Below are 26,879 nucleotides of genomic sequence, written 5' to 3' on the forward strand. Positions count from 1 at the left end.
CTATGGGTTCTACAGCGACATCCATGAGCGTGGTACGACAGCGAGCTGAATGGATGCGTCCAGTTGACGAGAAAATACTCGAAACAATGCGTGATGAGGGGAATATGACTCCCAGCGCGCTCGAGCAACTGGATGTGACTGTTGCCAACTATGCAAGCAACCGTCTGTCAAAGATGGCTGATTATGGCCTCGTTGAGCGTGTCGCTCAAGGACTCTATCGAATTACTGATGACGGAGATGCATTTCTCAATGAGGAACTCGACGCAGGTGAACTCGAGTCGGTTGAAGAATCTGAGTAGGATACCTTCTCAGAATGCAACTACCCGATGGTGAACACAGGCTCCAGTTTTCGAATTTCGTGGTGAGAATCTGAGGTGCAGTTCACGTGAAAAAGGGACTGAAGAATTGTTCTGGTGTTTTTGCGTACGGATTTCGGTTATGCACACGATTGTCCTTCATTCGTGTGCATATTTGGGAAACGGATTCTGTCGATGTATGACCCCAAGGTTCGGGAAAGGGAGACTGTGATGTAGGCCCCCTCAATTATTCCCTCACCGAAATAGCGTCCAGCTATAATATCACCAATGTTTATTAATGCTGAATGACCTGTCTAGGGTGATGTCCCAGGAGCTTGAATATAATGACCTTGAAGAGCGTGAGAATACGCTGAAATCATTTGGACTCTATATGACCGATATAGAACGGTTTTTGGAGAGTAGAAATCTTAGAGTCCCCAACAAAAATGAAAATTTCTATTTTAGAGTGGCGGAACAACTTGATGAAAATCAGTTTGAAGAATTGATTTTCCAGTATAGGTACGCTGGAAGACAAACTATAAATTATTTTTTAATAGAAGGATTGAACGATAAAGACCTTGGTGAGGTTAAAGAACGGGTCGAAAGTCGTTTACCTAGCGATGAGGACATTGAGAGTGCAATCAAAAAACCATATCTCGCGGAGTCTAACACTGTTGAAGGCAAATTATACTTTGCTATTGGATATAAAGAAAAAGCCGACAGTGTTGAACCCGCCACCGGGAAAAAGTCGGGAATTGTCCTGACAAAAAGAAATGTGGTTGTCATCTATGATGATATGGATTTGATCGAAGTGAGAGGTTCGGATGAGAAAATGGCAGAGGAGGTGAGAGATGAAATCTGCGACTCAATCGGGAAATACAAAAAGAGTGTGAAGAGTCGGCCCAATTTCGGGACAAAGTTCCAAGAAAAATTTGAGAAAATGGTAGAGACTTATCTTAATCTGGTAGTGAAAGTAGATGATCAAGAAGAGACGACCCTTGACACAATCTCGTTCACCTCTAAGGAGGACGAGTCTGGATCCCGAAAAGACGCGAGGAAGTCCGATCGAGTTGAGGAAGAACTAAGCGAGAGAGGCAGTGAGATAACACAAGGATATGTTGAACTGTTTGACGGATTCCGGTTCCGGATTAATCGCGATGCAAGCAAACTTTCATTTATGAAGGCGGAGAAGGAAGAGAACATCAATCAAATAACTAGACTGATCCACGATGTACTCACAGAAACTCGAGAACATTCCCAAAGAAAAATCTCAGGAATTGCAGACGTACCTGAGTAGAGCCTCTGACAACGAGGACAGCTATGTCCGACGGAGGTCAATAGCAAAGCAAACCGGGCTTGATGAGGCCACGGTACAGGTAATACTCTCTGAACTAACTGATTCTGGCGTTCTAGTCGCTAAGTTACAAATCAGATGCCCATATTGCAGTACTCAACACGGCATCTATGCGAGGAAAGGACAGGTTCCTGATGAGGAAAGAATGTGTTTTAATTGCCAGAATGAGTTTCAACTGAATAGAGAGCGGAACTGGGAGGTGATCTACAAAGTCACCGATGAGGAAGACGATTTTTTTCCTAGGGATTTCACCAACCTGCTAAAATATTCTGAGGAAGGAAAGAAAGAGTCTACAAAATTCTTTCAACACGAGTTAGAGAAGTTAAGAAATATGGACAATCCTCAACGAAGGGGGAAAATATTTGACCACTTTGTGGGGTTGTTGTTCCATCAGATAGATGGTTTGGAGGTACGTATTCAACCGGAAGGTGACTCTGGGGAAACTGATGTACATATAGTCTGTATCAATGGCCCGTCTTGGTTTTCTACTACTTGTGGGACACACACAATGATTGAAAACAAATGGGAGAAACACCCTATTCAGAAGGGCCCCGTTCACAAATTCTACGGGAAAATAAGCTCGAATCACAGTTGTGAAAGAGCTTATTTTCTAAGCATGAGTGGGTTCTCCAACGGGAATCGAAGCAATATTGGGGCACATACTGTTTTAAAGAAGTTTCAAGACCCTGAAATTGTGGATCTATGGGAAGAAGACCTTCAGAAAATGGTTGACGACGGAAACCCGTCCCGTGTATTGAGACAAAAACTAGTTCCTTGAGTTACAAGAGAAAGCGAAACCGGTTAGTTTGCTCATTTGGCCTTTACTACAGTTTCTTACTCGAGCTGGTGAATTGTCTCACTTGATGTGAGTCCGTGTTGCTTCCCGATCTCGACTGCAAGGTGCAACGCCCAGTCTTCTTTCTGAGTTCCTTCGTACTCTTGGGCAAGCAGTGACAGCGCATAGACGACCAGCAGATTGTCTTGTGGATGTCGCATGACGTCTGCAATTGGCTGCGTCTTCACTGATAACCCCTCGTAGGCGTATCCGACAATCACGGTTACCAAGGTCCCACTACGCCCAATCGGAGAGATAGGGGTTACTCTGGCGTCCGGTATCGGCTGGTCCAATTTTCGCTAGCGCGGCGCGCGCTCTGCGCGCCGCGCAATTACCCTGACCCCTTAGGGGCATATAAATGAACCAAATTTCCATCATATTTTCTGGAGGTGAAGTATGAATTGGAATGTAGATAGGCTTCTTGAGAGAAGATACCGTAGGTTATCTCATGAGTGAAAGCCACCATTCAGAAAGAAGTCGGGTTTCCAAATTAATCTCTGTTGGGAAACGCCTGATCACTAATTGGATGGTCCCCAAGATTTCTGCCGAAATTCTATTGAAGACTAAATTTTCAGGAACTCCGCCATTATATACGTGGAAAGAGGAGATGGGAACGTTCAATCAGCGGCTGTACGAGACATGGGAGAAGCCATTTGATCAGTTTCAGAGATATTTGATAGGGTATTATTCGATTGGTGGAGATATCCAGAAAGAAGCCAAAAAGAAACAGACGCCGATTAATGAGGATTATCTGTCTCATGCACTAATATTACTCTATTCACGAAGCTGTTTGATCGGTCGAGAAATATTCACTCTTTTGAAAAATGGCTATGCAGACGGCGCACTGGCAAGATGGAGAGCACTGCATGAGGTAACAGTAACTACTGCTTTTATTTACGAGCATGGGGATGAGGTGGCTGAAAGGTATTTAAAATATAAACGGGTCCAAGATCATCGAGAGGCAGAAATATATGATCAATATTATCAGGATCTTGGATTCGATCCATATCCCGAGGAGTTGTTTGATAAGTTGGATCAAGAAAAGAATGAACTTCGTGATGAGTATGGCAACCCAATAGACGACAAAGGATACGGATGGGGTTGGGCAGCAGAGGAATTTTCTAACAAAAGTGCCAGTTTTAAACAGATACAAGAAGAAGCAGGATATGATCATCTATATCCGTTTTACAAATATGCAAGTAACACTATCCATGGCGGCCCAAAAGGGACCTTATACCGGATAGGAACACCATCTACAAGTGAGAGTCCTCTTACAGCCGGCCCATCAAATACAGGTTTCACTGATCCCGCTCAGCTCACTATTTTCTCTCTTTTAGATATTGCAGCCATTATGGTTGATAACTTTCCTAGTAAAAAGCGACAGATGATACTTTTTATACTCAAAAATTCAGCAGACGAAATCATACTTGATTTCAATTGGATACAAAATCATATTGAAAAACAAGAGAGGTGAGCCACCGTTTCATGTGTTTCAACTCGAGAATGCTGTGCGGAGGTGGGGCGGGGGCGGTGTATTTTTTCGGCTTTGTCCCCTTGGGGACAGTGCGGAGGCAGAGCGGTTGGTTTGTGGTCTTGACCTTTACCATCACTATCCAGAAGCACCGCCTGCGTCACACTCCCGAAAATCACCTTCCGACCGGCGACTGCGTTCGCGACCCACGCACCAACTCATCAGTCCAACCTGCTCCGCCACGTCCAGAATCGCCAGCGGCGGACTCCCAGCCGCACTCTGCACGCGCGTGTCGATATCACTTCCAGCATCATGATCGTTCCCAGCATCGCGACGTAACTCGACGGACTCGGCCCCACCGTACATCTGAACGAGTCCACCACGAGGCTGAATCGCTATTACAACGAGACCAACGGTAACTATTAAGATATACTACTACAAATTCTAACAAAATGAGTCGCTGGACTGGTACCCACTGCCGGGAATCCACGACCGTCAACGCGGTGAGTCGGTAGATGGGGCGGAAACGGAAACGCAAACGCAAACGAACATCGAAATCAACCGACGCCGACGAGTCGTCGGAGTCACAGACAAAGCGTCGCTCCTTGAGTTCAACTCGATCGAAGAGTCGACTCGGCCCACTGGACGGAACCGCGGCAGTCGATCAGGGGATCGGCAACGATATCAACGCCCTGACTGGCCAGCCCGAGGGGTTCGACGCGATGGCCGGGTCAAACACGCCCGACTTCGAGCCGCTACCCACTGGTGCCGACGCACAGATTCAGCGTGCACTCGAGGGGACCGATACCACGCAGGAGGAGGTTCCCACCACAGTCCTCGACGTGCTCGGCCAGGGAGGGACGCCATTGGACAGTCCGATTCAGCGTGCACTTGAGGAGCGCATGGACGCCGATTTCTCGAACGTCCGCGTTCATACTGGTGCGAAAGCCGCCGAAGCAGCTGAGGCGATCGACGCGAAGGCGTTCACCTGTGGGAACGATATCGTGTTCAATTCGGGCGAGTACGATACCGAGAGTCCGGAAGGACAGCATTTGTTGGCCCATGAGCTGGCGCACGTCAAACAACAGAACGGCGGTGCACCCATCTCGATGATGCCCAAGGAGGGCGCTGATCTCGAAATCGATCCGGATCCACAGTTAGAGCGTGAGGCTGACCAGGCGGCTGTACAGGCACTCTCCACCGACGAGCCGTTGGTCGTGAGCCGGATGGGGACGGATGTCCATATTCAGCGGTCGATAAAGGGAAAAGTCGAGGACTTTCTCTCTGGTGACCAGCCGGCGTTCGAGGAGGGAGTACACGCAATCGATGACGATGAGCGAGGTGAGCTATCGGAGTCGGTCAATCGGATCATCGACGACGTCAAACAGTTAAAAGAGGATGTCTACGGATCGGATGGAGTGGATGCTGTCGGTGCGTCGAAGAAGGGGATTTTGGCTGGGGGCCTTGCACTCGGTGCTGGGGCTGTCGGCGTCGCAACTGGCACCGTGGGTGCCGCGGTGGGCCTCGTCGGTGCACCGCTGCTCGCCTACGCGGCCACGACTAGCGAAGAACTCTACGAACAGGTCGGCAAACGAGCGATCGACAAAGGCGGCAAATGGGCCGGTGAAAAATACGAGGACGAACTCCAGTGGCTCAAAGAGAAATACAGATCTCTCGAGCAGAAGCTTGGACTGGGTGATGGGACCGAACACGGTGGAAACGACCCGCTTGCAGATAAGAAGTAATTATGGATGCCAGTATCACTGCAGAAGACGAGAGTCACATTGGTATAGATGTATGTGATTGTGTTAGTAATACACACGATATTACTATTAAAAAGACCACTGGAGAAATAGTGTATCATCAATGTGAAGAATACGCCGATAAGCCAAAAAACCGAACGGCAGAAGAGAACGAGCACAACAATCAGGCTCGGCGATTCGCTCGCTATTATGTCTACGAAGAACGCGGATACGAGACCCTTTCGTGGGAGGAACACCCGGACCGACTCAACACTGTCCGTGTTGCCCTCGAGGAGCTCTCACCCGAGGAATTCGACCGATTGTTCGGCGACTTCTACCAGCAAGTGACCAGCTACTTCGACGGCGGTACCGACCCGGTTGTTGACATCCCGTCGAACGCCGAAGAGCCGTCGGAAATCCTCTACCGGAAGGATATCTTCCTCGCGGTGGATCCCGATAAGTCGACGGGCCTAGAACGAGCAGCGGAACTGGCCGACGCCTACGATATCGACCTCGAGCAGCCACCCACACGGGACACGGCTAGCTGGGAGGCGTTCACTGATGCCGTCGCTGGTCACTCAGAGATCGACTTTGGTGGCTCACTCGAGATCGGAGCTGTCTCCGATCTCGGCATGTTCTACCTCGACGATGACTGGAACGAGCACGTCGTTGACGGCGACGCACCTGTCGATCGTGATCCCGACGCCCGAATCGAACTACTGCCGGTCGAGTTCAGTTCCCCCGAGCGGTGTCAGGAGTTTCTGGTCCATCACCTGAAGTGCCAGATTCGGGATTGCTTCATCGGTATGGGTGTCGAGCCACCCGCCGAGTTCCGTGTGCTGGGCCCTGGCCGTCTCTACTACACAAAACGCTACGGGAAACTCGACATGTACGAAGAGTACCACACGCTCGAGGCTGACGTGCCAACCGCGTAATGCGTATGGGGTATTTCGATACTATGGCCTCTCGTGGCTCCGAGACGGTACCTCTTTCGCCACCGCTTGTGAGTGCTGTCCAAAATCAACACACCACTAAGGAGCGCATGGACGCCGATTTCTCGAACGTCCGCGTTCATACTGGTGCGAAAGCCGCCGAAGCGGCTGAGGCGATCGACGCGAAGGCGTTCACCTGCGGGAACGATATCGTGTTCAATTCGGGCGAGTACGATACTGAGAGTCCGAAAGGTCAGCATCTGCTGGCCCACGAGCTGGCGCACGTCAAACAACAGAACGGCGGTGCATCCATCTCGATGATGCCCAAGGAGGGCGCTGATCTCGAGATCGATCCAGATCCACAACTCGAGCGCGAGGCCGACGAAGCAGCCGAGCAGGCATTGTCGGGCGAGGAGCCACTGGTCGTCAACCGGATGGGAACTGACGTGCACGTCCAACGGTATCCTGGTGAAGAGGCAGTTGCCAAAGCCGGCGATCTCTTTGAGACTGGTACAGAGAAAGTCGATGACGCCACAAGCAAGCAGTACCGACTCAGCAAGGACCAAATCTTGGATCTGGTTGATTCTGTTGAAACACCGAAGGGTCTCACCGAGTGGCTCGAGTATCACGATATCGAGGTAGCCAGCCGCGTTCAAGACGCAGCCAGTAGCCCAGTCAAAGGGATGACACAAGGCTGGACTATAGGGTCGTCAGTCGGAGCGATGGCTGGACCAGCTGGTGCAGTGGCTGGCGGCCTTGCTGGTGTCCCAATCGGAGCTGTCCTCACCACCAAGTTCGGACAGAACGTTGCCGACAAGGTTCAGACGTTCTTGCGAGAGCGACTTGGTCTTAACACTGACCAAGAGTTCGATCTTGACGACGAGACCGGAGCATATAGCGAAAAGGTCGACTTCTAATCATGCAAGCAAAAATTCGAAAAGAGACAGACGACGGATATGGCGTTTTAGTAACCGATAATAACGAAATTGAGCACAAAATAGGAATTTGTTACGACGGAGAAATTGACGGGCATATTCAAAACGGGTACCCGGACAAGCCAGCGAAACGAAACCATAGCGAAGGTGAACACATAGGGCATGCACGCAAATACGCCCAGTATTACGTCGCTCAAGAGACCGAGCACGACACGATCCCGTGGGACCTCGATGCGGACCGGTTCGAAGACGTTCGGCAGGCGCTCCAATCGCTCTCAGACGACAAGATTGAGATCTTCTTCGGTGATCTCCTTGACCAAAGTCTGAGCCACTACGACAATGATCCTAACGTCGACATCGGCGACACAACGCGTCCGCACGAACTCCCCGAAGACATGATCGGGTCTGAGGGTGCAGTTGGATACAAACAGGAAATCTATCTCGATGCTGCCGGTGATATCGAGGCGGTTTCGGGTATCGGTATTGACTATTACGTTGCTAGAGGTGAGCGCCGGACTGTGTGGCATGGCGATGCGCCTGATAGAGAGCCGGATGCCTGTGTGGATATTACCCCGGCTCCGCTGACCGATCCCGCCCCTTTCAGAGACTATCTGGACTACAACCTTCGGTGTCAGGTCCGTGATTGTTATCTCATGCGGGGTATGGAACCACCTGAAGAGTACAAAGTGCTTGGGCACGGCCAGTATCGCTTCACTGGCAAATACGACAACTTCGATCTCTACCCTCCCTACCATCTTATCAACGCCGATATCCCTGGCTACACCCACGAGTTCCGCCCTGATCTCCCAATTACCTGGGAAGAACTCGTTGAGATGACCGATCCCGGTCGTAACGACTCCATCTACTCACAGATCAAGGGTGCACTCTTCAGTAGATAGACACTTCTTTCGTTTAATCATATAGAAGATTTTCTCTTTGGGAATCATCAATATATGAACGTCACGAACCTCCAGCTTCATACGACTTCGAAAGCCGACGAAGCAGCACAGCAGACATTGTCGGGCGAGGAGCCGCTGACCGTCAATCGAATGGGGACAGAGGTACACATTCAACGAGCCGCCGCTGGTGCCCCGGTGAAAGGTGCAGCGGGCGGCAGCAACCTTGCTGAGCGAGTGAGTGCAATCGAAGCATCACTGAGTGAACTCGAGCCGTTGAAACCGCTAGCTGACCGGACTGAGGAACTCACTGCCCAGTTGGACACAGCTGACGACGGGATTGCGAAAAAAGTCGGCGTCGCAGGCATGTGGGGCAGTATCGGCGCTGCACTCACGGCCGCCCAACACGCTGGTGCCGAAGCCATCGGCCTCGACAGCCTCCTCGGAAACGTCACTGGAGAGGCCCATGCCGACGCCGCACTCGGGATGGTCATCGCAGGAACCACGGCAGCGAAAGTCACTGGTGGAAAAGAAGGCCTCTCGGCACTCAAAGAACGTACCAAAGCGTGGTTCTCAGAGTGGCGTGCCAAGAGTGATGAGGACGAGCGCAAGAGCCGAGAAGAGACGGAAGTCGACAATGAAGATGAGAGCGTCTTTGGAATTTTCTAGAGTATGAAGGCCAGTATTAAAGCGGAAACGGACGAGGGTGTGGGGGTCAAAGTGATTGATAATGACGGAGCAGAACATAAAATAGAGATGTCATTTGACGGAGGGGTTGTCTATCATTATCAGGATACGTATCCCGACGATCCGTCCGAACGAACCAACACCGGAGACGAACGCATCTCCCAGGCTCGGCGCTACGCTAAATATCATGTCTACCGAGAGGAGAACTACGATACCCTTGAGGTGCGGATGAACCCGGACCGTATCGCTGCGGTCCTCGCAGCCATCCACACGATGGATGACGAGGAATTCGAGTCGGTATTCGAGCCTTTCCATCGCCAGGTGGTCAGCTACGACGATCCTTCCGTGGAGCCACCGATCGACCCACTCGAGTACGTCGATCACGAGGAGTTCAGACTGTACATGCTCGACGTCTACCTCGAAGCGGAGCTCGAGGAGATTCAAGCGACCGCGGACGCTTACAGCGACGAACTGGCAGCGATTGCCGACGAAGTCGAGGCCCAGACCGACAGTGGTGGGCTCCGGCAGAAAGTCGCCAACTTCGGCAGCCGAGTTCAACAACGAGCAGCTACTGGCGACATCGAACCGCCGGAGTTTGCCGTTGAAGCGGTTTCAGATGTCCACTTGCTCTACTACGAAGGAACCAACGACGACCGGGTCGTCGAAGGTGATCGCCCGTTCGACCGAGAGCCCGACGCCCGACTTGAGTTCACACCGATTCCTGCTCACTCCATAGAGCAGTTTCGCCCGCTGATCGAGGAACATCTCCTCTGTCAGATCAGAGACTGCTACGTTGGTATGGGAGAAGACCCGCCAGCACAGTATCGCGTGCTGGGTCACGGGCTCTACAAATTCGCCCAGAAGTACCGTCACTTCGATTGCTACCCCGATTACGCCGACCCGGAGGCCGACGTTCCGGGCTACAGCGTCTAAATCGGACCGACCGACAGCGTTCATGAGTATCAAACTCCGTTTCGCGTCACCGCAGCCGGCGACGAATAACTTACATTGCTTTGACCGGCGGTCGAAGTTTACTCCGGCACAGACATTGAGACACAATTCGGACAGCCACGCTTTCAATACTCGAAACGGACTGATCAACCGTACGGTGGACAGCCATGTTTACGAGTTTGTTCCGCTGAAGACAGAGACCACTCACCGCACACTCGAGGGAACCAACACCACGCAGGACGAGGTACCCGATACTGTCCTCGACGTGCTAGGCGAGGGTGGCCGCTCTCTCGAGCAGCCGATTCAGCGAGCACTCGAGGAGCGCATGGACGCCGATTTCTCGAACGTCCGTGTTCATACTGGTGCGAAAGCCGCCGAGGCAGCTGACGCGATCGACGCGAAGGCGTTCACCTGCGGGAACGATATCGTGTTCAATTCGGGCGAGTACGATACTGAGAGTCTAGAGGGGCAACATCTGTTGGCCCATGAGCTGGTGCACGAGGCAGCCGTGCAGGCGCTGTCAGGTGAGGAACCGCTGACCGTCAATCGAATGGGGACAGATGTACACATTCAGCGAACGGCCCTCGGAAAACTCAATCCGTTCAGTAATTCGGAAGAGGACGAAGCGGGTGACCTGGTCGTTGATGAGGTGAAAGCCGAGCCTGAAGCGTTGGCTGAGGAAGTCCGACAGATCAAGGTCAATCAGGCCAAACTATTCAACCAAGTTAACAGTAAGCGAGGGATGGTCGACACTGTCGGTGAGGCTGCTGGCGCAGGTGTCGTTGGCGGGACCGCTGGACTCGTGGTTGGTGCCGCAACTGCAAACCCTGTTCTGGGTGCGTTGGTTGGTGGTGCAGTCTCCGATGTTGGCAAAACATTGTATGGCAAACTCTGGGGTACAGGTCGAGATGCGGTCGCCAACGCCTCAGTCCCAGAGGTCAATCTCGAGCGCCTCGGTGGCGTCAAACAATCAATCGAGGACTTAATTGACGAGAAACTCCGCCAGCGCTCCAGTGGTGCTGATACCAATGGATATCCTGGTGAATGATTATGGAGGGGAAAATAATCGACGAAGAGAAGGAGTGGATTGGTGTAGAAGTGTTAGACAATAATAGCGTCGAGCACAAGATTGCCGTTGAATTTGATGGGGAGATCAGAGGTCACGGTCAGAGCGGTTATCCAGACAAGGCAACAAAGCGAACCAACAAAGGCAACGAATACGTCGAACAGGCCCGTCGGTTTGCCCAGTACTACGTCTACTGCGAGCGTGGCTACGACACCATGCAGCCCCGTCGAATTCATCCGGAGCGTCTCAATGCTGTACGGGTGGCTATTGCCGAGTTCACCGAATCGGAGTTCGAACAACACTTCGGCGACCTGTATCGACAGCTTCGAAGTTACGACGACGCCAGCGCTGATCGTGCCGTCGAGATTCCGTCGGCAGCGTCCAGCCCCGACTCGGTGCTCTACCGCAAGAACATCTACCTGGGATTGGACCAATTCGAGACCGAATTCAGCGAGGAAGCTGAATCGATCGCTGCCCAACATGGGCTAGATCTCTCGCCAGATCGGCTAGACACGATATCGCTTGAGGGCGGAGACACGGTCGACCTCGATGGCTGGACCGCTGCGTCTCGAGAACTGGGCGAACTGGCTGACGCCGCAGACGGTGACCTCTCCGATGGTCTCCAAATCGCCGGCGTCTCGTCACTCCACATGGCCTATCTCGACGACCGTGGTGAAGAACACGTTACAGACGCTACCGAGCCGTTCGATCGGGAACCCGACGCACGGATCGAATTGCCAGTGATGGACACTGGCTCTCTCGAGGAGTTCCAGAAGTACGTCAACCACAATCTAGCCTGCCAGGTTCGAGATTGCTTCATCCGAATGGGACTGGAGCCACCGGAACCGTTCCGCATCCTCGGCTACGGTGATTTCGAAGCCGCCGAGCAGTACAAGCGCCTCGAGATGTACCCGAACTACGTCGATCCAGCCGAAGAGCGCGCGTTCTGCTGACTCAGTGCCAACCGAGTTACCGACGAACCCGATACCTGACTGCGGGTTCCCGGTAACCCTGGCTGAAAGCTATTTTGGCCACTCCAAGTCGTTCAAAACGCAATTCCTGCTGGCACACGAGTCACCGCACGTTCGCCAGCAGACTAGCGCGGCTTCGCATCCTGCTCAGTTTTCGGCCGCCGAAACCACCGTCACCGGCCGATCACTGTCCAGAATCACCGCCTGCGTCACACTCCCGAAAATCACCTTCCCGACCGGGGACTGCTTGCGCGACCCAAGTACCAACTCGTCAACCCCTACCTGCTCGGCAACGTCCAGAATCGCTGGCGGCGGACTCCCAGTCGCGCTATGCACGTGCGTCTCGACGCCAGCATCGCGACAGGACTCGAGTGCCGTCGAAACCGTCTCCGGTAGCTGGTCGACGTCCTCGTAGTCGAATTTGATCTCGCCGATCTGGACGTCGGTGTCGGCGAACTCGAGTTCCTTGCGGACGTAGAGAACGTGGACTGCAATCTCGTCTGGAACGCCGGGGCGGGAGAGTATGGCGTCGAGTTGGGCCTGTACTCGCGGTTCGGTTTCGTCGACGGGGAGCAAAACGGTGTACATACCGGTGCTGATGGCCGCTTGGCATATCAATGCCAGTGTTGGTTCGATGATTCACTGCTGGGTTGTGCTCCTGTCGGCGAGAGCAGACTACTCGTCTCGACAGCTACGCACCGGTGAGCAGGTAGTGGCGAACCGGAGCACAAGACCGACGACGGCGAGTGTTATGCCCGTCGCGGCGAGTTGCCCGAAGCCGGCGGCGAGTCCGAGTCCACCAGCCGTACCGCCGGCCAGTGCGGCGGTGCTGGTGCCGAGACAGCAGAGACTGGCGACGCCCGCGAGTCCGAGGAGAGATCGCGTCGAGGCTGAATCGGAGTCCACGTGTGTTCGTCTCGTGGTTGGTATGGGAGCGACGACTATCTAGTTTTGGGACGGGTTACGACCGCTGTGTGTGTCTGTTTCTGTTTCGTCGTGATTGCGGTCGTGGTTGTGCTCGTGATCTCGCTCGTGGTCGTGGTCGTGGCCGTGATCGTGATCGTGGGTATGCTCGCCCTCGTGGTTCCGATGATCGTCGTGCTGGTGGTCGTCTCCGTGGTTATGGTCGTGCTGGTGCTGTTGAGTTTGGTGATCCTGCTGCTGATCGTGTTCGTGGTCGTCGCTCTGTCCATGCTCGTGCCTGTGTCCGTGTCCGTGTTGCTGACCGCCTCCGTCAGACCCACGTCGAGTAAACTGTCCCGAAAACGCGCGGTCGACGACCTCCGACAGCGCGGGATGAACGTGCACGGACTCTCGAATATCCCAGACAGTTCCGGTGCCGGCTTTCATCGCGACCACGACCTCCTCGATGAGCGTCGGTGCATCGGGGCCGATGATGTGACAGCCGAGAATCTCGCCGTTCGGTTCGATGAGGACCTTCACGAATCCCTCGGCGTGCATCGCCTGTCCGCGCGCCGTCTCCTCGTACTGGTACGTCGTCGTTGCATACGGCCGTGCTGCCTCGCGCAAGTCCTGTTCTCGCAGTCCGACGCCGGCGACTTCCGGGGAGCCGAACACCGCGAACGGCATCGCCGTGTAGTCGACTGGCTCCAACTCGTCGCCGAACAGATTTCGCGCGACGGCCTGTGCCTCGTGGTTCGCGTTGTGTTTCAGCAAATACTCGCCGACGATGTCACCGAGTGCCCAGATCCCGTCTGTCGTCGTCCGGAGGTACTCGTCGGTTGCGACGAACCCCTGTGCATCGGTTTCGACACCCGTTGCGTCCAGATTCAGCGTATCCGTGTTTGGCCGGCGTCCCGCTGCGACGAGGAGCGTCTCGCCGCTCACCGTGAGCGCATCTCGGTCGTCAGGATCGTCCCACGCGGGCGGGTACGGTCGCGCGTCGACAGTTACTCCATCCCCGGACTGCCCCTCTCCGGACTGCGAGACGCCGACCGCCTCGTAGCCCGTGTACACGTCGAACCGGTCGGCGTATTGCTCGGTGACGGCATCCCCAACCTCCTCGTCTGCCTGGGGGAGCAACCGCGGCCGCCGACCGATGATCGACACATCGCTCCCGAACGTCCCGAAGAAGTGTGCCAGTTCGGCCGCGATGTAGCCCCCACCCACGATGACCAGGTCGTCCGGCGGCGTCTCGAGTTGCAACGCTTCTGTGCTGGTCAGATAGTCCACGTCGTCGATCCCTTCGATCGCTGGAATCGACGGGCGCGTTCCGGCCGCGATGAGGACGGTTTCCCCGCGTACTCGCTTACCGTTGTCGGGGCCGCTGACGAGCTCCACCGTTCGGTCGTCGACGAAGCGCCCCTCGCCTTCGAGGAGGGTGTGCTGACTCGAGGATCGAAGCCCCCGCTTGATCGAGTCGGCGCTGCCCGACACGTCGTCGGTCACGTCGCGAACGATCTCGGCGAACTCGACGTCGGTGACGTCGGCGTGGATGCCGAACTCGTCGGCGCGTTCGATGGTGGTCAACACCTCCGCATGGTACAGCAGTTTCTTCGATGGGATACAGCCACGATTGAGGCAGGTGCCGCCGAGCGGTCCCTTTTCGACCACAGCAACCGACTGGCCACGACTCGCCGCGGCGCTCGCGACGTCGAGGCCGGAGCCGGAGCCGATGACCAGGAAGTCGACTGTCTGTGGTTCTCCTGCCGACGACGCTGCTTCCGACTCCGTCGCTGATCCTCCCTCTGATTCAGGTTCGGCTCCCGTATCCGTTCGCATACAACCCGGACACCGCCCAGCCAAATCAAACTCACAGGGACTCGAGTACAGCCGCTATCAGTTCGCAGCGCAGTTGTTGGGGCCGAGTTCGAGCTCCTCAACGTCGTCTCCTGGCTGTTGCTCGCCCCAGTTGATCTGCTTGATCTCGTTGTAGTTCGCCGGCTCGTCCGCGAGACTGTCGACGATGGTCTCGACGAACGCTTCCTCGTTGCCCTCCGCGACGTAGCTCAGCAGTTCGTTCGTCGTCTCCGCTCGCAGGTCGCCGAGGTCGGTCGCGAGCGGACGGATCGACTCCGAACTGAAGTGGCCGGGAAGGACGACCCGCTCGTCGTCGAGCTCCGTCAGCTCCTCGAGACTGTCGAACAACTGGCTCGCGGCCGTCCGGACAGCCTCCTCGGCACCGTCCTCGAGATCCGGCCGCCCGACGCTACGGAGGAACAGCGTGTCACCGCTGAGAAGCGCGTCACCGAACGCGAAGGATACGCTGCCAGGCGTGTGCCCCGGCGTGTCAATCACGTTCAGGTCGCGTTCACCGACGGCGATTGACTCTCCATCTACGAGTGCCGTACTTCCGTTGAGCGACCCGGAATCCTCCTCGTGGAGGTAGTACGGCACGTCGAGTTCGCCGGCGAGCCGTCGAGCACCGGAGACGTGGTCCGCGTGGGCGTGCGTGTCCGCAATCCCGACGATCTCCAGTCCCCGCTCGTCGGCCGCACTCAGATACTCGTCGATATACTGGCTCGGGTCGATGACGACTGCCTCGTCGCCGTCGTGGACGAGATACGAGACACAACCCGTTCCCGGGCGGACGATCTGAACGACGCCGTCGACGCCCTCGACCTCGTACTGGCGATGGACACGACCCCAGCCGTTCATCCCGTCTGCGACCGACTTCGCGTCGAAGCCATGGGTCCGCAGGAACTCCGCCGCCCGAGACGACGTTATCCCCGCGACACACATGACCGCGATCTCCGTGTCTTCGGGTAACTCGTCTACGTGCGACTCGAGTGTCGAGTAATCGTACTCGAGTAGCTCGTCGTAGATCGGGATGAGAGTGCTCCCTTCGATGTGCCACTCGTCGTACGCTGCTTCGTTTCTGACATCGAGGACGAACACGTCCTCGGTGTTCTCGGTGTAGAGGCGCCGAGCGACGGCAGACGGGTCGATAGTAGTATTGCTCATTCAACCCAATACGACTTCACGACTACTAATAAGTATACTGGTCAGGTGACCCACCTGTTCCGTCGAGCCACTCTCACGGATCGATACACAATAGAGATCACAGCTATCCGGACAACCGACGACGGCGGACGGGCTCTGCATCGAGAGTCTCGAGAGGAGGAGTCGAGTAGACGTTCGCCTCATTGCCACATCTCTGAACGACTGCCTGGAACGGGCGTGCCTGCCGTTCGTGTCGTGCGTCTCTGTAGCGATTTCAGCTCAGCGTCGCGCTGTTCCAACTCAGCCCTGTGCCGGAACGTCGCCGCTCGTTTCTTCGTACTTGTCTTCGAACTCCTGGATCAGTTGGCCCATCTTGGCGTACCAGTCGTTGAGCATTCGTTGCATGTCGTTTGCGATCTGGTTCGGATCGGTCGGGTAGTAGACGTGGTAGTAGCCGCCCTGATCGTAGTTGATCTGTTCTTTCTGGATGAAGCCACTCTGCAGCAGACGCTGAATCGAACGGTAGGCAGTCGAGCGCTCGCGGTCGACGCGCTCTGCGACTTCGTCGATCGTCAGGGGTTCTTCGCTTTCGACCATCGCACGAAAGCAGTCCTTGTCCAGTTGTTTCAGGCCGTGAATACACTCTAACAGCCCTTCACACTGCATATCCTGCTGGAGTTGTTCAGAGAGCGAGTTGGACATGGTGATACGCTGTGTATGGTTCGTACGCGTATAAGGGTTGTGTGAGTATTGTACAATCTCGATTCTCAGGGCCGCTCGGCCGTGTTGTCCCGGTGGCAGAGCCGAGCAGACTCCTAACTGACCGTCGACTTCGGCTGGTGTTACGTGCCGCTATAGTAACAACTGCAACTATTTACACACTGATCGCACTTCCGCGGTTCTCACTCGTTCCACTCGCTCCGAACCGCGCTGCCGTCGTGCGATCAGGTGTGCATTGACTTGCAGTGGCTACTATAGGTTTTGGAGCTATCAGCACCTGATCGTGACACGACGACCACACACTACGCCGGCACTGGTACTTTGGTGGTCTCCCTCGATAGGTTGTTTCCAGATGGTTTCGGCCGACCAGCTCACACTCGTCTTTCTCGCCGGACTCGTGACGGCGCTCGCTACCGGACTCGGCGCGCTCCCGTTTTTCTTCTTCGACGAGATCAGCGACCGGCGAACCGTTCTTCTGTGGGGGTTTTCTTCGGGGATCATGATCTCGGCGTCCGTCTTTGGGCTTCTCGATGAGGGACTCGCCGAAGGAACGGTACTCGAGATCACCCTCGGTATGGGGGCGGGCGTGATCCTGGTCATTATTGCGCGGGACGTGCTGCTCGACACCGAGATCGATCCGCGCGAGTATGAGCAGGCTGATTTCACCAAACTCGTGCTAATTTTGGGGGTGTTGACGGTGCACAGCTTTCCAGAGGGTGTCGCAGTCGGTGTCGCGTTTGCCGACCTCGGACTCGAGGGTGGGCTTTCGATTCTCGGCTTTTCGGTGCCGTTGCTGGCTGTCTTCATGACGGTCGCGATTTCGATTCACAACATCCCCGAAGGAACGGCGATCTCTATCCCGCTGCGGTCGATGGGCGTCGCCAACTGGAAACTCGTCTGGTGGGCGGTCTTCTCGAGTCTCCCACAGCCAGTCGGCGCGGTCATCGCGTTCGCGTTCGTTCAGACGGCACGGGGGGTTCTTGTGATCGGGTTCGGGTTTGCTGCGGGTGCGATGATCTATCTGGTTCTCACCGAATTCGTTCCGGAGGCGCTCTCGATCGGCGAGCGACTGCCACGCGGCGGGAAGCCAGAACTCGCCGCTGGAGCCATACTCGGTCTCTTGCTTATGGTGCCACTCGCAGCGATCTGATGCAGTTCTCAATTTCTGCGACAACCATCGGATATTATAATACACGATTGCTTACGGATGAGGTGGTATGGCATACCAACGACAGACACGCCGGCGGGTACTACGGGGAATCACAGCAACGGGCCTGACGCTCGGGATGATCGGGACTGGAAGCGCACAGTCGTCGTCGACGTACGTCGTCACCGGGGGAAGCCGCTCGCGCCTCGAGAACGCGGGCGCGACGATCACGCGCGAACTCGCGAACGGATCCGTCTTCATCGTCTCGGCCGATGACGGCGCTGGGGACGACCTGGGCTCCGTTTCGGGTGTCAATGGGGTCACGGAAAATTTTGAAGTCGAACACGACGCTCCGATTTCGGAGGCAGAGCCACAGACGACTGCCGATGCTGACTTTACCGAGAATCAGTGGGACAAGGAGATTACGGACACCTTTGCGGCTCACGACTACGCGACCGGTGCAGGAACGCGAATCGTCATCGCCGACACCGGTGTCGACGGCACGCATCCAGATCTGGAAGGAAACTTCAACGAGGAGTTGAGTGTCTCGTTCGTCGACGGCGGCCACAAAGACGACCACATCGGTGACACCGGCGACCACGGCACGCACGTCGCCGGCACCGCGGCTGCAACCGGTGCTGAGGGCGTCACCGGAACCGCACCTGACGCCGAACTCGTCTCCGTTCGTGTCCTCGGCGAAGACAGCAGTACGTTCGCAGATATTCTCGCTGCAGCCGACTACACCGCCGAGATCGGCGCGGATGTCGCAAACTACAGCCTCGGTGCGGGTCCGTTCCCACCCGAGGCCAACAGCGACGGTACTCGAGTTGCCGTCCAGACGGTGATGCAAGATGTCGCCCGTCGTGGAACGGTGTCGACGGTCTCTGCTGGCAACGCCGAGACCGACCTCCAGCGGGGTGGGCTGTTCTACCTGCCGGGAACCGTCCAGGGTGTGATGACGATTTCGGCGAGCGGTCCGGCGGACAACCTCTCGTTCTACTCGAACTACGGGACGAGCGAGATCGAGGTTGGTGCACCCGGTGGTGGCCGGGGAACGGAAGAAGAAACTGTCATCCCCGATGATCTGGTCTTCTCGACCGAGCCAGACGGGACCTACGGCTGGAAGGCCGGCACGTCGATGGCCGCCCCGCAGGTTGCGGGACTCGTTGGACTCGTGCGCGACCTCGACCCCGACGTGCACACGAATCAGGTTGAGAATGCGATCGCACACGGTGCCGAACTCGTCCCAGGACGCAGCAGCCCCGAGTTTGGCGCTGGTCGAATCAACGCCCTGAACACCGTCAGCAACCTGTAGACCGCGCTGGAGCAGGGGTTGTGGGCATCGTCTTCGTTCTTTGTGGACTACTGCTTCCTGGCCACCACCTATTGACTACCTCGCGACCTGGCTCCCGATCCGGTCACTGTGAGACCCTCAGAATGATCTTGGACCGCCATCCTGTTCAACCGAGCGCGGCACTTACTCGAGTTCGTACTGTGCGACTTCCGTTGATCCGCACGCTGGGCACGTTGTCACGTCGTCGTCATCGATGGAGACGCCGCAGTGTCGACACTCGTAGATTGTGTTGTCTTCTCGAACGGCAGCGACCAGATGGTCGAAATATGTAGAGAGCATGCGAGCGGGTGATAGCTCCCTCTACCAGCGTGAGTGGTATATATCCTCTCCAACCGGAGTGAAACTGAAATGTCCGTAGAGAGGCGATCTTGTTCCAGTATTCTGCTCGAACACCGCAAATATCATCCGTCTAATGGGACGGGGAATCTGACACTCAGTTCAGCGGGACGGTTCGGATAACCGTCCTGTCACTGCTGTGCTGTCTCAGTAGCCGTTTCGCTGGGCATCCAGAACGTGAGTACGATCACGACTGCCATGATCACGGCCAGTGCGATGTATCCGTGATCGAAGTAGCCGTAATCGCCGATCACGCCGAAGATAACGGGTCCTGCGGCGGCGAGTGACGCAGAGACCGTCCGGACGACGCCGAGTCCGGAGCCTTGCATCTCTTTGGAGAACGAGTCTGCGAGATAGGACTGGGTAACCGCCCCGGTTCCGAGCATCGTGCTGATCAACGCCGTAATCCCGACGAGCAGCCAGACGCTGTCGACGAACGGCAACAGGAGAAAGCCAGCCACGGCTGGCGTTAGAATGCTGATCAGCGCGATTCGCATCCCAATCCGGTCGTACGCCGCCCCAGCCGCGGGCTTGACGAGGACGCCAACGGCGAAGAAAAAGCCAAACAACACGCTCGCTATCGTTGGCGACAGGTCCTTCGTCCTCGTCAGGTAGGTCGGATAGAACGCGGTGAACGACTGCCAAATGAACATATAGAGGAACAGGATTCCCGTCATGAGCCCCATCGCCGGCCGTCGAAGCTCCGCGACGACATCGAGCAGATCGCTGAGCGACTGACTACTCGAGTCGCCCTCAGAGTCAGCGTCGGAATTGGAACGGCTGGCGGCCTCGGCTGTGTCCTGTTCTGGTCGCCTCGAGCGCGTCGTTGTCGAGACCGAGGTGGCGAGGACGGCGAGGCCGGCAAGAAGGAGCAGCGGGGCAACGAACCCGAGCCCTGCCTGCCAGGCGATGGCTGCGGCGAGCACCGTTGCAATCGGCGGGAGGACTGTTTGCCCGATATCGCCCGTCGCCATGGTGGCGCCGAGTGCGCTTCCGAGCCGTCCCGGATAGAGATTCGAGAGGAACGTTATTCTCGCAATCGGGTACAGCGAGTGTCCGAGTCCCCAGAGTGCTGTCGCGAGAAACAGGGCGAGTGCTGAGGACGAAGAGACGATAACCCCGAGTGCGAGTGCGACGACGGCTGTGCCGACTGCCATGAGCTTTCCTTCGCTGTATCGGTCGGCGAGCATGCCGCCTGGCAGTTGTCCGATCGCTGCGAAGAACCACAGCACCGTCACCAACAGTCCGGAGACTGCGAGGCTCAGGCCGTATGCGTCCTCGAGATATGGGATAATGACGGGGTAGATCATCCGTGTCCCGTTCAACAGCCCCCAGCCAACGGCGACCGCGACGAGTGCGATCCCTTTGCCGCCGCCCCAGAGTCCAGATACTTCCTGTCGCAGTAGTGGTAGAACCTTCATTACGCGCAGTCCGTACCGAGTGACCGGTCTGTATGTTCATAGTTGCTGGTTTCACTCCCCATCTTACCGCTTTCGTGCGGTTGGTTGCTCGGCTGCGGATTTTCGGTTGCTCGGTTCCTCGGTCGTGACTGTCTCCGCTTTGTGAGTACCGTGAGTTATAATGCACTCCTGAACTATTACTCTGGTAAGTACACAATGACAGCTGATCGAATCCGTACGACGCATATTGGGAGTCTTCCGCGCCCACCGGAACTACTGGAGCTTCTCACGGCACGACAGGACGGCGAGGACGTCGACGAAGACGAGTGGGCTGAAACGGTTGCAGAGGCAACGACGGCAGTCGTCGAGCGGCAGGCAGACACCGGTCTCGACATCGTCAACAACGGTGAGCAGTCGCGCGTCTCGTTCAACTGGTACGTTGCGGACCGACTGAGCGGCATCGACGGCACGCGCGAACAGGAACTCTGGGCAGACTTACAGGAGTTCCCGGAGTACGCCGAGGAGACGTTCAAAACCGATGTTATCGACCTCTCGATGCATCCAGTCGTCACGGACGAGGTTGCGTACACTGGCCAGGAGGAAGCAACCGCCGAGCGCGACGAGTTTCTGGAAACGATCGATGCCGCCGGCGTCTCGGTCGACGACTCGTTCATCACGTCGGCCTCGCCGAGTATCGTCGCGGCAACGCACGTCAACGATCACTACGACGACTACGACGCATACCTCTTCGACATCGCGGATGCGATGGCCGAGGAGTACGAGATTTTCGCGGAGAACGGCCTAACCATTCAGATCGACGCACCCGAATTCCTCACCGCCGGCCACACGGCTGCCTTCGCGGACGCACCGATCGACGAAGTCAAAGACGTCACGCGACTCCACGTCGAGGCGCTCAACGAGGCACTCGAGAACGTCCCCGCCGAGCAGGTTCGGCTGCATACCTGCTGGGGGAGCTACGAGGGGCCACACCACCTCGATACGGATCTGGTCGACCTGCTGCCGGTGATCTACGAAGCCGATATTTCCGGTCTGAGCGTCGAACAGGCGAACCCGCGCCACCAGCACGAGTACCGCGCGTTCGCTGAGCAACCGCTTCCGGACGGCTGGGATCTCATCCCTGGCGTCGTCGACGTGAAGACGAACATCATCGACCATCCCGAGACGATTGCGGACCGACTCGAGCGCGTTGCCGACGCGGTCGACGACTCCACGTCGTTGATCGCCGCACCGGACTGCGGGTTCGGAACACAGGCGGGTATCGGAATGGTCGACCCCGAAATCGCGTGGGCGAAACTCGAGGCGCTCGTCGAGGGTGCCGAGATCGCGACCGAGCGCATCTACTGACTGAATCTACAGACCCTCTCAGCGTCCGATCGTTCCCTGCCGCGTGATCGGGGCATCGGGATTGATCACGAACACGACGAGCAGCGATTCCTCCTGTGCGGTAACTGTCGTGTCGCTTTCGCCGACGAGAAGCCCGCTATCGGCCGTCTCGAACGTCGTGTCTGCGACGGTGACAGCGCCATCGAAGACGTAGAAGTAGGTATCCCAGCCAGGCCGCTCGGGGAGTTCCACGCTTGCGCCGTCGTCCAGCCGGCCGTCGTAAAAGTGGACATCGTTGCGGACGCTGAGTGGTGCGTCAGTGCCCGTCCCGTTGGTTCCCGCCTCGTCGGTAGCAGCAGCCCCATCACCGTCAGCCGGTTCGAAGAGATGTCGCCACTCGTTGGCTACTGGTTCGGGAATCGGCTCGTGTTGAATCGTCGCCGGTAACTCGAGACTGTGCGGGCGCACGAAAATTTGGAGCATTCGAAGCGGCGGATCGTCCGCGAGCGTTCGCTCCTCGTGCCAGAACGACCGCCCAGCCCCCATCACCATCAGGTGGTTCGAATCGGTGACGAGTTCGTTACCCTCCTGGTCGTCGTGGCGCATTACACCGTCTGGTACCCAGGAGATGATCTCTTCGTTGCGGTGCTGGTGCATCGGAATCAGTGTGTCGGGGTCCATGTACGACTCGACGACCGTTGCGAGCGGGCCGTAGCCGTGATCCTCGTGGGACGGGTGATTTCGCCCGGGGAAGTTAAAGTGCGTGCGAAACGCTCCCTGGTCCTGCGAGACTGTCGTTCGCGGTGCCTTGTAGAGTTCCGTTGCGTCGAGAGTCACTACGCTCCCTTCGAACGAGCGAGGTATACACCTGACGGCGAGTATTCTAGTAACAACTGCACCTATTCATACATTGATCGCCCGAGAGCAGCGCGGTTCGGAGCGAGCGCGGTTCGGAGGGTGCGCGGTTCGGAGCGAACGAAGTGAGCGAGAACCGCGGAAAAGCGAACGGGGAACAGCGTGACCCGTGAGCGAACGAAGTGAGCGAGAACCGCGGAAAAGCGAACGGGGAACAACGTGACCCGTGAGCGAACGAAGTGAGCGAGAACCGCGAACGTGCGATCAGGTGTGCAGTAACTTACAGTGGCTACTATCGCCTGGTTCCCGCGCTAGCTCTCACCGCCTGCTTCGAGCGCCTGCTCAGCTTTCGGAAACAGGACGTTGTTCTCCTTGTGGACGTGCTGGTGCATATCTGCCTCGAGAAGCTGCAACCGATCGAGTATGTTCCGATAGCTCGTACAGGCATCCTCCGGAACTGCGTAGTTGTCGCTCAGCGACCGCAACCGCTCGAGTTGTTCGGCTGCAGTGTCGTGCTCCGCCTCGAGGTGCGCAATTGCGTCTCGAATCTGTTCGTCCTCCATGCCCGTCTGCGTCAGGTCCGTTTCGGCTGCATCGGGATCAGTAGCCGCGCCTGTGCCAGCCGTCTCGAGTGCCCTCAGTACTGGGAAGGCGTTCTCCTCTTCATCGGCAATATGGTGTGTGACTTCTTCCTTGAGGTCGAGGAACGTCGATTCGATTGCCTCGAGTTCCGGCTGTGACTCGCCGTGGACTCGAGTAACCTTCCGGACGAGTCGCTCGAGCGAGGGCAGTTCGGCGCGCAGGAAGTCGTGGTGTGTGTTGACGATGTCGTCGATGAGTTCAGTGATCGATGCGTCGGCCGGGACAGCGTCTGCTGCACGCTCGGTTGTGTCTAACTGCTCGAGAACGGTCTCGAGTTCGAGGTCGTTTTGGGCGCAGGCACGCTGCAGCGAGGTCTCGCCACCGCAGCAGTAGTCGATGCCGAGTGATTCGAAGACGGTCGCAAACTCGGGGTGGTTGCCGACGAGTTGTCCAAGTTCTGTGGTTGGGTCGATTGGGTGTGTTGGTGTCGTTGTCATAGGCGTGGGGTGGGGTTCGGTATCGACTGTGGGGGTGTCTGCTCGATTCCACTTCTGGCGGTAGCGACGTCTGCCGGTAGCGGATGGTGGGGTGACGTGGGCCGTGGCGGTGGTGGATGCTGCCGTTGTATAGGGTGTGCACCTATCCGGGTACCACACCGTCGCCCGGGACAGCGTCGTCGTCACCCACGTTGTTCTCGAGACGATCGGTCTGCCGCTACCTAGTTGTTTTCCGCTGCACAGGTCCCGTTTCTCCCGAACATATTCGCCAAGGAGCTGATTCACGCTCGCAGTACCGATCGCTCAGTTTCTTCGCTCAACTGTGAACGACTCGAGTTGGTCGTTCAGTTCGGCTGCAGTGTCGGAGAGCGAGCGGGCGGACCCGGCAATTGCTGAAATCGTCGCCGTCTGCTCCTCAGCGGCTGCTGCAACGCTACTGGTCTCTCTGAGTGTTCGTTCGCTTTGCTCAGTTGCGTCTTCGACCATCGCGGCGACCTGTTGGCTGGTGTGGGACTGTTCGGCCGTTGCATTGTTGATCGATTGTACGCCGTCGTTTGCCTCCTGGACGCTGTTGGCGATTTCTTCGAGGATTTCGAGGCTTTCCTCGATCGTTTCTGCACCGTCGGCGACTTCCTGTTGCATCGTCTGGATCTCACGGACGGCGTCCTGCGCCGAGTCCTGTACGTCACTGACGATTTCGTCGACTTCCTCGGTTGCGGTCCCGGTCTCGGCTGACAGCGACTTTACTTCCTGAGCGACGACGGCGAATCGCTTTCCATCGTCAGTTGCACGCGCTGCTTCGATCGACGCGTTGACTGCGAGGAGGTTCGTTTCCTCCGCAATTTCGTCGATCATGGTTACAATTTCTGTGACCTCCGTGAGGTCCTCGTCGAGGGTCTCGATCCGGTCGCCAATCGTCTTCGTCTGGTGCTCGATCCGCTCGAGTGCCTCGATTGCATCGCTCGCCGTTTCGCGTCCCGTTCGGGCGTTCGTCGCTGCCTGCTCGGACAGGTCTGCGACGCCGTCTGCCGTCGAGGCGATCTCCTCGATCGTCGCCGACAGATCGGTCATCTCAGCAAGCACCGCTTCGAAGCGGTCGTTCTGCTCGTCCGTTGCAGCCGAAATTTCGTCTGCCGACTGGCTGACCTCCGTGCTCGCTTGCTCCATTTCGGAGACGCTCGTCGACACTTCCGTCCCAACCTGATCCACCTCGTCTGCCATCGCCTGGATGTTCTCGAGCGTTCCAGCGACATCGTCCAGCATGGTGTTCAGTCCATCACCGATTTCGACCATCGCGTCGTGGTCGCTCTCGATCGTCACTCGGTGTGTGAAATCGCCATTGGCACATTGCTCTAACACCGCCTGACACCGCTCGGCATCTGCTTCGAGCATGGCGTTTCGCCGTTCGACGTCCTGTCGTTGTCGTTCGATTTCTGCTCGCCGCTCCTCGAGTTCGGTAATGCGCGCCTCGAGTCCGGTTCGCATTCGTTCGAGCGACTCGCCGAACTCGCCGGGGACGTCCGCCGTGAGAACGTTCGCAGAGAAGTCTTCGCGTGCGAGCGCATCAGCCTGGTCGGCGACAGTTGTCAGGTAGTCGTGCATCTCGACGATCGAGTCCTGGAGGCTGCCCACTTCATCGGCCTGGTCGGGTTCGGTAGGCTGTGTCTGAAGATCACCACTCGCAATATCGTCGGCGACAGTCTGCATCTCCTGCACTGGGTCGATAATATCCTTCCTGGCGATGAGCATCGTATTTACGAACGCGATACTCGCCAACAGGAAGACGACTCCGGTGAGGACGATTTGCCCCGTTGGAAAGACGTTGAACGCCGTTGTGGGCCCGAGGAACACGAGAGGGAGTGCGAACACAGCAATTGTCGAGAGAAACTGCAACACAACTGCTGCGATCATCTTCCGTTCGGAACTCTCTGTGATTCCCAGCCAGTCCATACTCCCCCAGAGGAACGACTCGTAGTGGTGCAGGTAGTTTGCACCATCAGCAGTGTCGGTTCCACTGCTCGAAGCGGTTGCCATGACTATGCAATCAAACGAGTCTCCCTTAAACGAAACAGGGGTCTCTCACCTACTTGGAAGCGCTTGACGCGGAGGGAAACTCCAGACGGACCACGATAGAATATCGGTTTCAGCCCGCGCTGGTGGCTTCTGACTTCGTGGCAGCACGCTGGCTGCGCCAGTAGCCCTGAATGTAGGCGCCAACGAACATGCCCGCGAGCGCCCACAGGATCGTGACGTTGCCGACGCCGAGGCTGGCGTAGGCCGCGCCGGGACAGATACCCGACAGTCCCCAGCCAACACCGAAGATTGCGCCGCCGATCAGGACGTTTCGATCGAAGGCTTTCAGCCGCCGGCCGTACGTGTCGCCGGTTAGCGGCGCACGGTCGAACAGTCGTGGCACCAGCGCGAACGCAATGGCGGTGACGACCGCTGCACCACCCATGACGAACAGCAGTCCGAAATCCTCGAACTGCAAGAAGTTCAGGACGACTTCGGGACGAGCCATGTGGCTAAAGCCGAGGCCGAAGCCGAAGATCAGGCCACCGACGAAGATCAAGGGTATGAACAGCGGATGGCGTTTCTGCTCCAT

At 56.8% G+C, this 26,879-nt stretch carries 27 protein-coding genes; 15 read left to right on the forward strand and 12 right to left on the reverse strand.

The features are described from left to right. Positions 1-53: 53 nt before the first annotated feature. From C483_RS07800 to C483_RS19915, 3 genes are all read left to right on the forward strand, one after another. Positions 54-299: a hypothetical protein gene (locus C483_RS07800; protein WP_006652808.1), complete on the forward strand. Its 246-nt coding sequence runs from the start codon at positions 54-56 to the stop codon at positions 297-299. Positions 300-618: 319 nt separating this feature from the next. Further along, entirely contained in the window at positions 619-1,593 is a 975-nt protein-coding gene (locus C483_RS07805; protein ID WP_241431483.1) for a hypothetical protein, read from the forward strand. Beyond that, the gene (locus tag C483_RS19915; protein WP_152419850.1) at positions 1,526-2,428 is read left to right on the forward strand and encodes a restriction endonuclease; all 903 of its coding nucleotides are present in this window, start codon (positions 1,526-1,528) and stop codon (positions 2,426-2,428) included. The genes C483_RS07805 and C483_RS19915 overlap by 68 nt, the downstream gene beginning before the upstream one ends. 56 nt (positions 2,429-2,484) lie before the next feature. Here C483_RS19915 and C483_RS07815 read toward each other — a convergent pair whose 3' ends face one another. Further along, the gene (locus C483_RS07815) at positions 2,485-2,646 is read right to left on the reverse strand and encodes a hypothetical protein (RefSeq protein WP_193787503.1); all 162 of its coding nucleotides are present in this window, start codon (positions 2,644-2,646) and stop codon (positions 2,485-2,487) included. 287 nt (positions 2,647-2,933) lie between these two features. Here C483_RS07815 and C483_RS19920 point away from each other — a divergent pair, with 287 nt between their 5' ends. From C483_RS19920 to C483_RS07860, 9 genes are all read left to right on the forward strand, one after another. Beyond that, on the forward strand, positions 2,934-3,959 hold the full coding sequence (locus C483_RS19920; protein WP_152419851.1) for a DUF5677 domain-containing protein: 1,026 nt from the start codon (positions 2,934-2,936) through the stop codon (positions 3,957-3,959). Positions 3,960-4,471: 512 nt separating this feature from the next. After that, positions 4,472-5,701, forward strand: coding sequence for an eCIS core domain-containing protein (locus C483_RS07825; protein ID WP_006652813.1), 1,230 nt, complete (start codon positions 4,472-4,474; stop codon positions 5,699-5,701). A 110-nt stretch (positions 5,702-5,811) separates the two neighbouring features. After that, positions 5,812-6,633, forward strand: coding sequence for a hypothetical protein (locus tag C483_RS07830; RefSeq protein WP_006652814.1), 822 nt, complete (start codon positions 5,812-5,814; stop codon positions 6,631-6,633). A gap of 107 nt (positions 6,634-6,740) precedes the next feature. Further along, on the forward strand, positions 6,741-7,547 hold the full coding sequence (locus C483_RS07835; RefSeq protein ID WP_006652815.1) for an eCIS core domain-containing protein: 807 nt from the start codon (positions 6,741-6,743) through the stop codon (positions 7,545-7,547). A 2-nt stretch (positions 7,548-7,549) separates the two neighbouring features. Further along, the gene (locus tag C483_RS07840) at positions 7,550-8,464 is read left to right on the forward strand and encodes a hypothetical protein (protein WP_006652816.1); all 915 of its coding nucleotides are present in this window, start codon (positions 7,550-7,552) and stop codon (positions 8,462-8,464) included. A 54-nt stretch (positions 8,465-8,518) separates the two neighbouring features. Further along, positions 8,519-9,130 carry a hypothetical protein gene (locus tag C483_RS07845; protein WP_006652817.1) on the forward strand — a complete coding sequence of 204 codons (612 nt, stop codon included), beginning with the start codon at positions 8,519-8,521 and terminating at the stop codon, positions 9,128-9,130. An 87-nt stretch (positions 9,131-9,217) separates the two neighbouring features. Continuing rightward, complete coding sequence (locus tag C483_RS07850) at positions 9,218-10,081, forward strand: hypothetical protein (RefSeq protein WP_152419853.1); 864 nt, start codon at positions 9,218-9,220, stop codon at positions 10,079-10,081. Positions 10,082-10,256: 175 nt separating this feature from the next. Next, a complete protein-coding gene (locus tag C483_RS20800; protein ID WP_006652819.1) occupies positions 10,257-11,147 on the forward strand; it encodes an eCIS core domain-containing protein in 891 nt (296 codons plus the stop codon). A gap of 2 nt (positions 11,148-11,149) precedes the next feature. Next, the gene (locus tag C483_RS07860; protein ID WP_049912497.1) at positions 11,150-12,118 is read left to right on the forward strand and encodes a hypothetical protein; all 969 of its coding nucleotides are present in this window, start codon (positions 11,150-11,152) and stop codon (positions 12,116-12,118) included. 165 nt (positions 12,119-12,283) lie between these two features. On the opposite strand, the gene C483_RS07865 is transcribed toward C483_RS07860, so the two are convergent. The 5 genes from C483_RS07865 to C483_RS07885 form a co-directional block, all read right to left on the reverse strand. Next, the gene (locus tag C483_RS07865) at positions 12,284-12,724 is read right to left on the reverse strand and encodes a universal stress protein (RefSeq protein ID WP_006652821.1); all 441 of its coding nucleotides are present in this window, start codon (positions 12,722-12,724) and stop codon (positions 12,284-12,286) included. A gap of 87 nt (positions 12,725-12,811) precedes the next feature. Next, on the reverse strand, positions 12,812-13,042 hold the full coding sequence (locus tag C483_RS07870) for a hypothetical protein (protein WP_006652822.1): 231 nt from the start codon (positions 13,040-13,042) through the stop codon (positions 12,812-12,814). Between the two features lie 39 nt (positions 13,043-13,081). Then, positions 13,082-14,878 (reverse strand): dihydrolipoyl dehydrogenase, encoded by a 1,797-nt coding sequence (locus tag C483_RS07875; protein WP_006652823.1) that lies wholly within the window; start codon positions 14,876-14,878, stop codon positions 13,082-13,084. A gap of 57 nt (positions 14,879-14,935) precedes the next feature. Beyond that, on the reverse strand, positions 14,936-16,060 hold the full coding sequence (locus C483_RS07880; protein ID WP_006652824.1) for an MBL fold metallo-hydrolase: 1,125 nt from the start codon (positions 16,058-16,060) through the stop codon (positions 14,936-14,938). A gap of 279 nt (positions 16,061-16,339) precedes the next feature. Then, positions 16,340-16,741, reverse strand: a complete 402-nt coding sequence (locus C483_RS07885; protein WP_006652825.1) for a helix-turn-helix domain-containing protein — start codon at positions 16,739-16,741, stop codon at positions 16,340-16,342. Positions 16,742-17,111: 370 nt separating this feature from the next. Here C483_RS07885 and C483_RS07890 point away from each other — a divergent pair, with 370 nt between their 5' ends. Further along, the gene (locus tag C483_RS07890; protein ID WP_006652826.1) at positions 17,112-17,909 is read left to right on the forward strand and encodes a ZIP family metal transporter; all 798 of its coding nucleotides are present in this window, start codon (positions 17,112-17,114) and stop codon (positions 17,907-17,909) included. A 67-nt stretch (positions 17,910-17,976) separates the two neighbouring features. Continuing rightward, the gene (locus C483_RS07895; protein ID WP_006652827.1) at positions 17,977-19,221 is read left to right on the forward strand and encodes a S8 family peptidase; all 1,245 of its coding nucleotides are present in this window, start codon (positions 17,977-17,979) and stop codon (positions 19,219-19,221) included. A gap of 162 nt (positions 19,222-19,383) precedes the next feature. On the opposite strand, the gene C483_RS21330 is transcribed toward C483_RS07895, so the two are convergent. Further along, positions 19,384-19,539: a DUF7129 domain-containing putative zinc-binding protein gene (locus C483_RS21330; RefSeq protein WP_006652828.1), complete on the reverse strand. Its 156-nt coding sequence runs from the start codon at positions 19,537-19,539 to the stop codon at positions 19,384-19,386. A 188-nt stretch (positions 19,540-19,727) separates the two neighbouring features. Then, complete coding sequence (locus C483_RS07900; protein WP_006652829.1) at positions 19,728-21,017, reverse strand: MFS transporter; 1,290 nt, start codon at positions 21,015-21,017, stop codon at positions 19,728-19,730. Between the two features lie 195 nt (positions 21,018-21,212). On the opposite strand from C483_RS07900, the gene C483_RS07905 reads away from it, so the two are divergent. Next, the gene (locus tag C483_RS07905) at positions 21,213-22,361 is read left to right on the forward strand and encodes a cobalamin-independent methionine synthase II family protein (protein WP_006652830.1); all 1,149 of its coding nucleotides are present in this window, start codon (positions 21,213-21,215) and stop codon (positions 22,359-22,361) included. Positions 22,362-22,379: 18 nt separating this feature from the next. Here C483_RS07905 and C483_RS07910 read toward each other — a convergent pair whose 3' ends face one another. The 4 genes from C483_RS07910 to C483_RS07925 all read right to left on the reverse strand — a co-directional run bounded on the left by C483_RS07910 (position 22,380) and on the right by C483_RS07925 (position 26,879). After that, positions 22,380-23,177, reverse strand: a complete 798-nt coding sequence (locus C483_RS07910; RefSeq protein WP_006652831.1) for a pirin family protein — start codon at positions 23,175-23,177, stop codon at positions 22,380-22,382. Between the two features lie 329 nt (positions 23,178-23,506). After that, positions 23,507-24,274 (reverse strand): iron-sulfur cluster repair di-iron protein, encoded by a 768-nt coding sequence (gene ric / locus C483_RS07915; RefSeq protein WP_006652832.1) that lies wholly within the window; start codon positions 24,272-24,274, stop codon positions 23,507-23,509. 303 nt (positions 24,275-24,577) lie between these two features. After that, positions 24,578-26,308, reverse strand: a complete 1,731-nt coding sequence (locus tag C483_RS07920; RefSeq protein WP_006652833.1) for a methyl-accepting chemotaxis protein — start codon at positions 26,306-26,308, stop codon at positions 24,578-24,580. A gap of 109 nt (positions 26,309-26,417) precedes the next feature. Next, complete coding sequence (locus C483_RS07925; protein WP_006652834.1) at positions 26,418-26,879, reverse strand: YeeE/YedE family protein; 462 nt, start codon at positions 26,877-26,879, stop codon at positions 26,418-26,420.

This window comes from Natrialba hulunbeirensis JCM 10989, from assembly GCF_000337575.1.
GTDB classification, from domain to species: Archaea; Halobacteriota; Halobacteria; order Halobacteriales; family Natrialbaceae; genus Natrialba; species Natrialba hulunbeirensis.